Below are 12,940 nucleotides of genomic sequence, written 5' to 3'. Positions count from 1 at the left end.
GTCATGTATAAAAAACACAACGATATCAAAATCCAATGTTTTAACATAAAAAAAATTAAAATATATACTCGGCGCACCGAAAAAAGCTTTTTATTAAAAGATAAACTATGCTGTTAGGGAATAAAAGTATTACTTAAATGTTATTTCAATTCGTCTACTCCAATATCGTCTCAACCTTCCGAAGCACATTTTTGCAGAGGATAGCGCTGAATTTGAACGCAGGTTTCACCTCATTTATCTATATTTTTCGATATTACTAATAGAACGCTAGTGCGGTTTTCAACCGCTAAAATTGATCCGTGGCCTCCCTTAATTCGATAATTATGCTTTGTCAGTGAAGTCACCGAAATTTTTAAACATCGAATCTATGATTTGGTCGTAGAATTAATCAGGCTTGACTGAATATACTACATAATTCAGATTAATACGTCCATAATTTCTTTTATTATTAATAATTGTTTATCGAAATAAATTTCGGAATAAAATTTGGTGTTTTTCTTTTTTTTAAAAAAAAGTTTCAAATTTATTTGTATAAATTTTGAAGATGTGTTCGCTTCGAGTTTTTGCGAGGAGCGGATAGCATTCAAATGCCGTAATATCGGTTAATCTAAATCTGGTGTGTAAACACGGAGCACTTTGGCTTAGTATGCAATCGGGAATATCCCTGTATATCGATCTAGATTTAAAAGTCTCTTCTAATAAGCGACTTTTCGTTCCAGCTCAGCTATTTGTGTTTGTTGTTTTTGGATAGTTTCGTTTGCCTGAATTATATAGAGTGTCAGCTCCTCAATTTTTTGGAGTAGATCAATCTGGAAATTCCCAACGTTTACACCTTCCTTTTTCATCTCCGTTGCCGATGGGATATTTGGAAGATGTTTATGAATTTGTAGGAATTGTTTTAAGCTGTCTAAATTCGTTAATTTATAGTTTTCCTCAAAAACAAAGTCAGCCGTTTTTTGCGTGTTAACGAGGATCTCATGTGCGCGTATTGTACCTACAACATCTAGACGATGCTCTGGACTTGTTGTACCTATGCCGATTCGGTTTTCATTTATATACCGGTAGGGACGTGGTGGCATTGGTGTTGCACTTGTTTCTGGAGCCGAGACGCTGATCCCATCTGCCAATAGAGGGATCACGGTAACGTCGACAGAATGAATATCGACTTTGACGGATATATCATTGGCAGTACTCCGCAAATGATAAATTGGAATGCGCCCCGTCGCGGGATCGAACTCGCCAATGTTCCATTGCGAAGCAAGGGGCTCAGAAGCTTCAGATATCGTACTGTTCTGATTAAGGTAAGAACCGCTGGTACCATTGTACACGATATCAATGCGTTTTCGCATCATGCCGCGGTTTAGCTGCGAATTGTACCCTCCGGTTAGTTCGATTTGGATATTTCCCCATATTTTAATTCCTGTGGGAATCTGTATATAACACACCTGATTTGCCTGCTGGTTTGGAAACCGTACACGGAAAGATTTTGTCATAAAATTCTGAGCTAGCAGAACATTGCATAGCAAAATATTACATATTACAAAAGTAATTGAAGCGATAGTAGAGGGGTGTCTCATATGAACAATTCTGGAAACGTATTTCGTTAAAAAATGGTTTTATTTTGCAATAATAGCTAAATATAAATTTAATAGGAAATACGACAGGTAAATTAAATTAAAAGGATATTTTTTGTCCAATTAATAGATCGTGTGGTTTATTCGGGCGAACCCACCACTTTTATATTATCCTAATCAAGCGGTGGCACTATAATTTGTTTTGTAGTCGTCGAATAATGTGATCCGGATTCATAAATCAAATTTCTCCATCGGGTTTGCCCATTCTTGTTAAGAAAAATCGCGATAGTATAAATTTAGGCTGGCAGAGTCGCAATAATCTATGTTTCGTATCTACTTGATATCATCTTGCTCGAAAATTTAACCGCATCTGAGATAGTTACTTGGACTAGTCCGTTTTTCCGAACTAGGAAAGTCGAAATAATGAATTTTTTAAAAACTATTACTCATTTGGAACATCGGTAAATACATTGCAATTAGAATTAAACCAACAACCAAGCCGAGGAATATGATAATCAAAGGCTCCAGCACCGTAGAGATGGTGGATGTACGGTATTCGACTTCTTCCGTCAGTTGATTTGCAATTTTCTCGAAGAAAAACTCCAGGCGGTTTACTTCCTCGCCAACACGGACGAGCTGAATAAACTTGGCTGGATAAAAATCAAATGCTTCCAGGCTTTGGTGTAACGATTTTCCAAGCATAATGGATTGTTCGGTTTGTCGCAAGGATTGTTGTATAGGATAGAAATCGGTCATCTGTTCGATCAGTTGAATAGCTTGGAGTAGGGGAGTGTTCGTTCCAACAAGTAAGCGCATAGTGTTGGCAAAGCGCGCCAGGTGTATTTTTCGCACAATCTCGCCGGCAACAGGAAGTTTCAGAATGATTCGAGACGACCATTTGCGATACCACAGCTTTTTCCTGCTGTTATATAGAACTATAAATATGAAAGCTATCGACAGCAGGCCCCAAACGAATGTACCGTCTATAAAATTCGAAATCTTTAAAATAAAAGCCGTGATCCATGGAAGCTCACCACCAAACCGCGTAAATACGTCTGCGAACATCGGTACAACAAATTTCAACATGAAGAATACAGCACCGAGAGAGGTACACAGTACGATGATCGGATAAGTTAACGCTGAAATAATTTTTCTCCGTTGGCTTATTTTGCTTTTGTAATAGAGAGCAAGCTCTTTTAATATTTCACCTAGCTTTCCTGTTTCTTCGCCGATACGTACACTTTGAAATTCATAGGTGCTGAATTTATTGCTTTCCTGAATTGCGTGAGAGAGTGAAGCGCCTGTGACTACGTCCTCTTTAATTTCCGTAAAAACTTTTGTTTCCCTGTTTTTCTTCTGATCTACCAAGATCAAATCAAAGGCGGTCCGAATATCTATGCCAGAAAGTAGGAGCGTACTGAATTCAAGATAAAATTCTTCTTTTTTCTTATCGGGTAGCTGTCCGTTTCCGAAGGATATATCTTTATTAAGAAAAGCCATGACGTCCATCGGTTCCTTTTTCGCTGGACCCGTCGTGTTGGGACGTGAGCGTGTAGTCGTCTTTTTTTTATAGGCAGAAATGTCAATCTTCGGCATAATCGGTTTTTAGTATTGCTGCGTCTGGGATAAATGTAATAATTCTTCGGCACTATATTGCTTATGAAGTACGAACGGATATAAGCCTTGATCTGTCTGTAACTCAAAGCGGAACGTTTCGACAAGATCCGATGATAGTTTTTGCATATATACCGCTATCGGCGTGCCGACAATCCCATAGAGCGTGTCGGTCGATACGTCCTGTTGGCTCCGCACGACAGCCGAATCTAAAAAATCATAAGTTGTCCACCGGCTATCCTGCTCCAAACGAAGTGTATTATCTGTAAACCGAATACTTTTGGCATCTAAGGTTTCTTTTTGCATACGATGCCAGAACAGGTGGAGCGTGAAATCCTGCTGTTTATCTTGCTGCTGCGCGAGACCGATCTTCGTAAACGTACTCAGCACATAAAAGGCAATACCGAGACAGATTGCGGCAATCAGAAGCGCAATAGTAATCTCTAAGAGTGTAAAGGCGTGAAATCGTAGCTTACTTTTCATTGAAGGGGTGTATGAGAATAAGACTGTCGACAGGCTTTTGCAGTTGGGTGTCAAATGCATAAATTTTGACCCGGATTCTGTCTGCATAATCTGATAATTGTTCCTCTTCCAGAGAGTATAGAATATGTTCGTATTGAAAAGTTTGCTCTGTATCCCACTCTTCGTTAACGTATCGACTAGCGATTTCTCGAAGTTGTAAATGGACCGTTTGCCGAGTTTGACTGCTCGAAGCCTGATTTAGACGTGCAAAAATTAGCATACCTACCGCGAATACGCTCAGCAAAATAACGAGCGCGACCAGAACTTCCACTAGCGTGGAGGCGGTGGTTTTCTGATTATATAGAATATTTAATTTACCCATTGTACGACAGCTTGTTTAATTTTTTTCTCCGTTGCCCAGAAATGCGGCCGTATAAAATAGGGATGAAGGCTCTTTCGCTCAAAAGTTAGGTTGATAAGATAGTTTTCATATAAAGAACTGGGGCGTTGAGTAATTAACCGGCGGGCGAAAACACTGCCGTGTACTGTCAGCGGTGCTGTATATTTGAGTAGACCGAAACTAATAATATCTCCTTGTACGGTGACGTTATCTTCAATATTAAGGATATCCAATTGGTCGCCCACTTTTGTCCGGTGAAGAAGGACGATCCCTTTCACGGAACTGTTTTTACTAATACTTAATTGTAGCGCTGACCGGGTGCTATCAGAAGCCAATACAGCGAGCACGGATGGATAGGCCAAGGTAACGTCCTTTCCGACTGTTAATGAATCCAGAGCAAAAAATTGGCCTTGTCCCGAAAAGTTGTCTTCGAGTTTGATATGTGGAGCGATGAGCAGTGCATCTTTCCAAAAGGTAAGAGCGGACACAGTCACACTTGAATCGGCAATAATAACCACATTACCTGTTATCGAGTCTTGAAACAGAGCACCCGGTTCGGTCACATGGTAATAAGCGGAGGGTTCAAAGAACGACCGGTGCAGGGTACGATCTGCCGGCACACCGGGTAATTGTCTTTCGGTTGTTATTCTTTTAAAAATGGCTTTAACCGCCTCTATGCGGTGCTGCTGATAACTAGGCAGGTTATTGGTGCTTTCGCGAATCCTACCGTCGACCATTTTTTCGATACCATCATAATATTCTCCATCTACAAACGCGGGACGTATTCCCGATTTTGGAAGGAAGGCGTCTCCCTGGATAACGGTTTTTCCACTGATAGAGATGGGGCGATCTTCATCAACGATGTACAATACAGTACTGTCTTCTGGCTGTACACCAAGAAAAAAAGCCCGTTTTAAACTGTCACCGTTGCGCCAGCTGCGTATACTGGCCACATCGAGTAGTCCCCAACTTTGTTTGCTGGCTAGGAGGCTGTCCTGCATCGTTACTGGGGAGAGCAGCATGCTGTCACCGTTTGTATAACGAAAGTAATTAGAGAGTGCCAACGACATACCGGCCTGAATTTCTTGCTCGAGTACATCCCAACGATCTATTTTTTGCTGTTGATCACGGTAGAAATAGTGCATGTAAATCAAGCTACCCAGTAGTATGGTCACCACCAGGGCAATGACCAAAGCTAAATGAAGAGCGGAGGCTTTGACCATCACTTAGGAAGCTTCCGGGTCAAGCTGTTCGGAGTTGCCATCTTGTCGAAAGATGCGATTCCATAATCCTTTAAAGAATCTTCCGGTTCGACGAAACAAGCTGCTATCTATAAACTCGTTTTGGCTAATACTTTTTCCGTCGTGGAAATAAGTCCACGCGTAACTACTGTCTGCCGGTTGATAGGTCCAAATTTTTCCTTCCCATTTACCGTCTTTGGTAACACCTTGCTGTAATAGTTGTCCGCGCTCATTATAGTGAGACGTAGTACCATTTTGACGTCCTTGTTTCCATTGTTCCTCTTTTTGCAGCATGTTATCCTCGCGCCAGAACTTCCACGTCCCATTCGCTAGGCCATTTTTATATGACCCTTGCTTCGCTAGATGCTTATTGGAATAATAGGATGTATATTTGCCGTCCAGTAATTTGCCGGAATATCCGCCTTGCGTGTGCTGTACTTTTTGTGATTGATACCAACTATAAATTTTTTGTGATTTCGTCTTTGTGCTTTTCTCAGTGACGGTAAACACTTCCTTCATGCCGGAATCATGATTGATCGTAATACGGTTTTGAATATTCCGGAGAAGTTCGAGCTCTGGATGTACCAATTCCTGAGCCGATAGAGAAATGATACATCCCCACATGGTAGCAAGTGTTATAAGATTTTTTTTCATTGTTTGGCTATCGTAAGTGTTTGGTAATCCGTCTTGACCTTAATCTCGCTTGCGCCAATAGATTGGAGCGTAATACCTTCTATTTGTTGTTTCGGACGCAGATAATGTTGTTTGCCGTTGATTTGTACGATTGCTACACGATTCTTATGGTTTTCATTTTCGATATATCCAAGGTACAGTATATCCATTGCCGGCGCAAAAACGATCGGATCGTACTGTTCTATAGGTGGCTGCTCATCAACCATCGGAGTGGCTTCGCCATCAGTAGCCTGCATACTCGCGGCCATTAAAAATGGTGAATGATATAATGTGTCGTAGGCTAAGGATTCCTTTCCGCGATAATAGGCAAGATTTTCATCCACTTTGCTTTTTATAGTAGTCCTTATCGGTTGAACATCGGTATCACCGACTCTCACTAGCACACGATATATGACGTAGCCCCAGATTCCAACGACGAGGGATAAGAGCACATAGGTCATGGCTTTATTATTTTTCATGGCTGTTTATTTACGAATCCTCAGACTTCGCACTTCCTTAAATAATCCTACACTACCATCATTTTCCGGCCGTACACGCCACGCGTAGGCGCCGCTATCCAGTTCAAGCTCCAGTTGATTCGTTAGAATGACAGAGTCGGTAACCATTGTTTTAATTGCCTCAAATGATGGGCGTACAATCTGTATGCGGTAATATTTTGCGTCCTGATGAGAATCCCACCAGAATGTAAGCACACTGTCTCTGGTTTCTAGACCATCCCCCGGTGCTCGAAGGTCTACGTATTCCTTTTCCAAAGGATATTCAATAAAGTCGGCACAGGAAAAGAATCCCAAGCCAACCAGAAAACAGGCTGCTAGTTTTTTCATGTAATAATTAGTACGGCATAAAGATAAGGAGAATAATGTAAAATTGGAAAGGTGCGTTTATCACGATAAATATCATAGGCTTGAAAAGCCGCTCAGTCGTAAAAGAACTTTAAGTAGAATCTCTTTAGGATTCACATCATACAACATAACACAGGTAATTAACCTTTATTGATTTTATTAAAAAATAATCAGCTGTCGATTAAATAGTTAATTATTAATTCGATGAAAACGCTATAAATATTTAATGAAGCCATTATATTTGCGAGCAAATTGAATTATTAACTGTACAATAAATTAATCTCATAAAGCATTTTTGGCCACTCAAGAAGCTTTCCTTATAGTTTACCAACGTCGATAGAAACTACATAAAGTTTTTTGGTCTTGTGTTGTAGTTTAAGGTTTTGGACAACATTGTGAAAAAATTAAAAACATGTTCTTAAAAAAAAATCTTTTAGTTATTTTTATTCTTCTTATCGGGTACCGACATTCTGGAGCGCAAATAAATTCTTTAAGTCCGTCAGCAACGGAGTTTGTCCGTTACGGAAGAATTCCCGTAAATTATTTTAACGGACTCGCGAATGTTTCTGTACCGATACTTCCTCCTATGGATAAGAGCGGAAGTACTGCCATTTCACTTTCCTACCATGGTTCTGGAGTCAAAGTAAACCAACTACCCACTTGGGTAGGATTGGGCTGGAACCTTAATGTGGGAGGAGTAATTTCAAGAATCGTTAACGGTATTCCTGACGAATCTAATCAAGCTGATCTATATAAAAGCACCGGTATCTCGTGGCCTGGACAATATTTTGGGTATTTCCATACTTCCAACTATCTGGACAATGCAGATTGGAACCGGCTTAGCGGATTTTCACAATATTTTGGTACGCACAGTGCAGATTATAAAGGCTATTTAGACGCAGCTCCCGATGAGTTTGTTATCAATTGTTTTGGGATTAGTGCTAGTTTTTATATGTATAAAGATAAAAATGGACAATTCGGTTTCAAAGTTAAGGACAATGGTGGAGAGAAATTTATTGTAAAAGCCCCAAGGTTGTTGCACGGTAACCAGAATGTTGTCCTTGGATATCATGGTGCTCACAATGAAATTGCTTTAACAACAGAGAACCTAAATACACTCTTTTACGAGTTCATCATTATGAAGTTGGACGGTACGAAATTGATATTCGGAGGGGATTATAACGCTATAGAGTTTAGCACAAGCCTAGCCAGCGGAAAAACCGCGTCAAATAGTATTCCTTATTTAAAAACTCTGCCGGGCTCCTGGTTATTACGGGAGGTCGTTCTCCCGACAGGAGAACGTACGAGCTTTCATTACAAGCGGGAGGTGAGTCCGGTGATACTTAATGACGTCATTTCGAAGTATTATGTGTATAAAGCGGGAGAATCGGTGGGGACATGTCTAGGATGTGACGATGTGGATGGACAGTCTTTTACTTTTCAACATCCGGTCTATTTAGAGAAAATTGAACTTAGCAACCAAGGGACTCTTAATTTTTATACGTCCAAGACGAGTGATCTTCCCAAGGTTAATTTATCGTATGCTAGCTTATTTCAAACGAGATTGGTAAATAGTGGGATAATGAAACGATTCAACCTAGATATTCATCAAACCGGTAATCCTTTTTTAAAGCTAGATTCGATTGTGTTGAATGATGACAAAAATAAAATTTTAAAAGGTATTTACTTTGCCTATAAAGATACGGTAACAGAGAGGCTAAAAGTTGAGTCAGTCGAAATCCGCGGAGCTAACAGGAAGAAGACAGAGATTTATTCGTTTGCATATAATTCCCGAAAGCTACCGGCTTACAATTCAACGTTAACAGACAATTGGGGTTACTATAACGGCAAGAACTATAGAGGGGCAAATTTCGAGTTATTATATAGCTTCCGTAGCTCCAATGAATCACTCGCCCAAGCTGAAATCTTAGAAAAAATAATCTACCCGACTGGCGGCGAAACTAAATTTCTCTACGGACTACACGATTATTCGAAGGTAGCAACGCAGTTTCCCAAATTCGAAGTCAAATCATTAATCGGGAAAACTGGAGGGGTTCGAATAAATCAAATTATGGACATTTCAGGGAAGGATACGATCAAAACATTATATCAATATAAACTGGAAAATGGACAAGCATCGGGTATACTTTCTGGAATTCCAGAATATAGGGCGGAAGGAAGGATGTATGTTAAATACGCGGTGTCGGATTGGTCAGGCCTGGCCTATTTCTTCGCCAGCGATAATTACGAGCAGAGGTTTCTCACTCTGTCTGAAAATTATATTAATATGCTTGGAACGACTTCTGGTAATAATGTAACCTACAGCCGAGTTGAAGAGATCAAAGAAGGGACTCAGCGAATGAAAAAAGTTTACCAATACAGTAATCATGATAATTTCCCTGATATCCAGCCTTCAAATTTCTATACAAATTTTGACAGTATCACTTTAAATGACCGATTCACCTCGCGGGAAACTGAACGCGGTTTATTGTTGAACGAAATATGGTACAAGGATGAAAAGAAACAAGTTAACATCTCGTACGAATACAATAAAGATCCACAACGGTATACGGATTTCATAAAGAAAATCGATAGAGAAATACTACCCGGGATTGGTGCTTTTTCGTTCGTACGGATGTCTGCAAATAAAATCTTCATCTTCAGTCCAAATAGGATAAAAAAGACGGAAACACGTTATAAAGAAGATGGATCGACGATTGAGAGCCAAATAGCAGAGACCTATCAATATAACCGATATAATTTGATGACAAGACATGCAAAGGCACAGAGTTCGGGTGATTCGATTATTACGTCTTATTCCTTTCCTGTTGATTATTCAAGCAGTTACATTAATAGTATACCTAAAAAAATGGTGGACTCTGTCATGATAAAATATCCGATTGAAGTGTTGAGCACTCGTGGTGACATGCTATTAAATGCTAAATATTATGATTATACATTACGTGGTAAAACCATTATCCTTGGAAAGCTCTTTGAAGTGAAGCAACGACTGCCAGAAAGTGACTTTAATAAAGTTGAGCTATCAAGTGCCGGGTTTATAAAAGATACAAAGTATGAGCTGGAATACGAGACATCGAAAACCGGTGCGTTTGGTACGCCTTTAGAAGAGCGACATCTTTCAGGAGCGATAATAGCCAATGAATGGGGGTACAATCATCAATTCAAAACTGTTCAAATTAAAAATTTAATACATTCTACTGATAAGGAGGTGAAAGGTTTCAAATATCTAAGATTGAACGTGTTAGATTCGTATACCTCAAAAGGAAATTTTACTGTTTCCAGAGATGGTGATGAAGTGAAGATAACTGGTTTACCGACTTTTGTATCGAGTACTAGTAATATCACTTTAAGATATAGTATCTCTGGTCGAGCTTCTAGGGTCGGAACCATTTGCTTTAATAAGAATCCAACCAGTCCTTGTTATCCTTCGAAAATCAACTTGGTATTTAATGATCTTCCTGCTGGCGAATATACTATTGCGACGACGACCACGTATAAAGGTTTAGATGCTAGCGAAAGCATTGAATTAGAACTTTCTTATCCGGAGTATAGTAATGAATCCTCTAAAAATTTCTTTTATCAGGGATTTGAAGAAGGTAGTAGTGGAACGATCTCGCCGAATGCTGTCGGGGAGAGATTCTTTGTCGGAGACTATAAAGTCCCGTTTATAATTCCAACTGTAAGTAAATATATAATAGACTATAAATATTTCCAGGATGGCAAATTATTCCACGTACGTAAGCCTTATCAAAACAACATGTTATTGTCCGAAGGAACAGCGATCGATGAAGTTAGGGTCTACCCTATGGGCGTACAGATAACGACCTTTACATATGCGCCCTTGAAAGGGGTGACCAGCATTACCGATACGAAAGGAGTAACTGAATTTTACCTATACGATGACTTTCAACGGTTATATCAAATATTGGATAACGATAGGTTTTTAAAAAAATCTATTGAGTACAACTATTTAAGAAAATAGTTCGGTTATAAAACGAAGATATACTTATGACGATATTTTTCAGCGATTCGATAAAATTTACCTACAAGCCGAATATTAGATTAATGAATAAATGTAATTGTTTAAAGATCCAACGCGTTTTACTATGTTTACTAACATTTACAATATTCGCGAATTTTATATACGCACAGCCTTCGTCTTTAGTACTAGATAGCTATAATGACGAACCATCGTTTCATGCTATCGACAGCATTGTTTTAAAGGACGGTTTCCATATTCCTATTGGAAAGACAGTGCTGCTCGCTGTTGGCGGGCTTCCGAATTTGACAAATTCGCCGACGAGCACACAGAATTATATTTTGACCCGTACGTTCCGAACACCGGTTATACCTGCTAATCTGAACAGTTTACGGAAAGTAGATCATGAAAATCAGACGGTACAGTACTTCGACGGGCTGGGGCGTCCTATACAACGGATCGAGGTGATGGCCAGCCCGAGCTACAAAGATATCGTAACGCATGCTGAGTATGACGGTTTCGGACGGGAGGCGATTAAATACCTTCCCTATGCTGAACAGAGTTCTTCTAACGGTAGCTTTAAGACCGCTGCTAAAATTAATCAATCGAAGTTTTACAAGGCAGATAGCGGTTGGGATACACACGTGAAGAAAACAGACCAACCTTATGCGGTGACCGTATTTGAGAACAGCCCGTTGAATCGGGTATCGCAGCAGGGATCGCCGGGGGCAGCCTGGCAACCTCTCGCCAACCGTGACCTGGCGGCGACGACCGGCCGCACCGTGGAAACCGAGTATGGTACCAATGTGGCGACGGGAGCCGAGGCGGTTAAACTGTGGAAGGTAACTTACGCCAGCAGCAAGGCTTCAGGAGCCAGCAGTACATCCAATTATGGAGCTGGGAAACTCTATAAGACCATTTCTAAAGATGAAAACTGGATATTGGCGAACGGTAAAGGCGGTACAATTGAAGAGTATAAAGACTTTGAGGACCGTGTGGTGTTAAAGCGGAACTGGGAGAGCAATACCAAAGCGCTCAACACGTATTATGTTTACGATGATTTCGGTGATCTTTGTTATGTGATTCCTCCGATCGTTTCGGCGAATTCATTTGCCGAATTGAATGATGTTAACTTCAGCAGATATATTTATGGCTATCATTATGATAATCGGCGACGGCTGATCGAAAAGAAGATCCCTGGCAAAGGCTGGGAATGGATGGCCTATAATGCCAATGATCAGGAAGTATTACGGCAGGATGCGCTGCAACGGGCTACCGGCAGCTGGACGTATACGAAGTACGATGCTTTCGGACGCGTTGCCCATACCGGGCTTTATACGAATACCGGATTGAACACACAGGCTGCTGCGCAGAGCGCCGTGGACAGCCATCCGAAGGTGAACAATGTACAACATCTGTGGGAAGAGCGTCCGGGAACGTTAAACTATATCGACCGTGCTTTTCCTATCGGGGAGACGGTTATTCCACACGTGATCAACTATTACGATGATTACACTTTTAACGGCGCGACTACAGCTGCCCTGCAGGCTGTAGGTGTCACGAAAAGTCAGAAGACTCAAACGCTGCTCACGGGGATGCGTGTCACGACTGTGGACGGGACGGCTGAACTGCTGACGATCAACTATTACGATGACCGGGGCCGTCTGATCCAATCTGCTTCGCAGAACCAGCTCGGCGGGACGGACTATGTAACCAATACCTATAACTTTCCGGGTGAACTTTTGACCAGTAAACGGCAGCATAAAGCAAGTGCAAGCGGCGCGGTGACCACGATTCTGACGACCAATACCTATGATCATGTGGGACGTATATTGCAGACCAAAAAGAAAGTGAATACGCAGGCGGAGATCCTGCAGAGCAGCCTTGTCTATAACGAGATCGGTCAGCTGAAGCAGAAAGACCTGCACGGCATCGGTACAGCTGCAGTGCAGCAGATTTCCTATGCATACAATGAACGAGGCTGGACCACCTCAATCAATAATCCGGCGGCTGTTTCAGCTAAGAAACGTTTCGGGATGACTTTTACCTATGGCGGTAATACGCGGGCATACAACGGGAACATAGCCTCGGTGCAGTGGAATACCAAGGTAGCT

10 protein-coding genes are annotated in these 12,940 nt (G+C 41.0%); 2 read left to right on the top strand and 8 right to left on the bottom strand.

Annotation, left to right across the window (positions count from 1 at the left end; all coding sequences use genetic code 11):
* Positions 1-695: 695 nt before the first annotated feature.
* The 8 genes from HP439_RS13475 to HP439_RS13440 all read right to left on the bottom strand — a co-directional run bounded on the left by HP439_RS13475 (position 696) and on the right by HP439_RS13440 (position 6,808).
* On the bottom strand, positions 696-1,493 hold the full coding sequence (locus HP439_RS13475) for a hypothetical protein (protein ID WP_172390865.1): 798 nt from the start codon (positions 1,491-1,493) through the stop codon (positions 696-698).
* Positions 1,494-2,006: 513 nt separating this feature from the next.
* Entirely contained in the window at positions 2,007-3,170 is a 1,164-nt protein-coding gene (locus HP439_RS13470) for a type II secretion system F family protein (RefSeq protein WP_172390863.1), read from the bottom strand.
* A gap of 9 nt (positions 3,171-3,179) precedes the next feature.
* Complete coding sequence (locus tag HP439_RS13465; protein WP_172390862.1) at positions 3,180-3,671, bottom strand: prepilin-type N-terminal cleavage/methylation domain-containing protein; 492 nt, start codon at positions 3,669-3,671, stop codon at positions 3,180-3,182.
* The gene (locus HP439_RS13460) at positions 3,661-4,032 is read right to left on the bottom strand and encodes a type IV pilus modification PilV family protein (protein WP_172390861.1); all 372 of its coding nucleotides are present in this window, start codon (positions 4,030-4,032) and stop codon (positions 3,661-3,663) included. The genes HP439_RS13465 and HP439_RS13460 overlap by 11 nt, the downstream gene beginning before the upstream one ends.
* A complete protein-coding gene (locus HP439_RS13455; protein ID WP_172390859.1) occupies positions 4,020-5,273 on the bottom strand; it encodes a hypothetical protein in 1,254 nt (417 codons plus the stop codon). The genes HP439_RS13460 and HP439_RS13455 overlap by 13 nt, the downstream gene beginning before the upstream one ends.
* Before the next feature lie 3 nt (positions 5,274-5,276).
* Positions 5,277-5,945 carry a toxin-antitoxin system YwqK family antitoxin gene (locus HP439_RS13450; protein WP_172390858.1) on the bottom strand — a complete coding sequence of 223 codons (669 nt, stop codon included), beginning with the start codon at positions 5,943-5,945 and terminating at the stop codon, positions 5,277-5,279.
* Positions 5,942-6,442, bottom strand: coding sequence for a hypothetical protein (locus tag HP439_RS13445; protein WP_172390857.1), 501 nt, complete (start codon positions 6,440-6,442; stop codon positions 5,942-5,944). Before HP439_RS13445 ends, HP439_RS13450 begins: the two co-directional genes overlap by 4 nt.
* Positions 6,443-6,448: 6 nt before the next feature.
* A complete protein-coding gene (locus HP439_RS13440) occupies positions 6,449-6,808 on the bottom strand; it encodes a hypothetical protein (RefSeq protein WP_172390856.1) in 360 nt (119 codons plus the stop codon).
* A 430-nt stretch (positions 6,809-7,238) separates the two neighbouring features.
* Here HP439_RS13440 and HP439_RS13435 point away from each other — a divergent pair, with 430 nt between their 5' ends.
* Positions 7,239-10,829 carry a hypothetical protein gene (locus tag HP439_RS13435; RefSeq protein WP_172390855.1) on the top strand — a complete coding sequence of 1,197 codons (3,591 nt, stop codon included), beginning with the start codon at positions 7,239-7,241 and terminating at the stop codon, positions 10,827-10,829.
* Positions 10,830-10,912: 83 nt separating this feature from the next.
* Positions 10,913-12,940: DUF6443 domain-containing protein (locus HP439_RS13430; protein WP_246229360.1), on the top strand; the 2,028-nt coding region annotated here is incomplete at its 3' end.

The organism is Sphingobacterium shayense, from assembly GCF_013179575.1.
In the GTDB taxonomy this organism is placed as follows: domain Bacteria; phylum Bacteroidota; class Bacteroidia; order Sphingobacteriales; family Sphingobacteriaceae; genus Sphingobacterium; species Sphingobacterium shayense.
The sequence above is the reverse complement of the archived record's forward strand: the minus strand, read 5'-3'. Positions and strand labels throughout refer to the sequence as shown.

Excerpts from the sequence above, each read along its gene's own strand:
- HP439_RS13475 (WP_172390865.1), bottom strand. The coding sequence starts at position 1,493 with ATGACAAAATCTTTCCGTGTACGGTTTCCAAACCAGCAGGCAAATCAG.
- HP439_RS13470 (WP_172390863.1), bottom strand. The coding sequence starts at position 3,170 with ATGCCGAAGATTGACATTTCTGCCTATAAAAAAAAGACGACTACACGC.
- HP439_RS13465 (WP_172390862.1), bottom strand. The coding sequence starts at position 3,671 with ATGAAAAGTAAGCTACGATTTCACGCCTTTACACTCTTAGAGATTACT.
- HP439_RS13460 (WP_172390861.1), bottom strand. The coding sequence starts at position 4,032 with ATGGGTAAATTAAATATTCTATATAATCAGAAAACCACCGCCTCCACG.
- HP439_RS13455 (WP_172390859.1), bottom strand. The coding sequence starts at position 5,273 with ATGGTCAAAGCCTCCGCTCTTCATTTAGCTTTGGTCATTGCCCTGGTG.
- HP439_RS13450 (WP_172390858.1), bottom strand. The coding sequence starts at position 5,945 with ATGAAAAAAAATCTTATAACACTTGCTACCATGTGGGGATGTATCATT.
- HP439_RS13445 (WP_172390857.1), bottom strand. The coding sequence starts at position 6,442 with ATGAAAAATAATAAAGCCATGACCTATGTGCTCTTATCCCTCGTCGTT.
- HP439_RS13440 (WP_172390856.1), bottom strand. The coding sequence starts at position 6,808 with ATGAAAAAACTAGCAGCCTGTTTTCTGGTTGGCTTGGGATTCTTTTCC.
- HP439_RS13435 (WP_172390855.1), top strand. The coding sequence starts at position 7,239 with ATGTTCTTAAAAAAAAATCTTTTAGTTATTTTTATTCTTCTTATCGGG.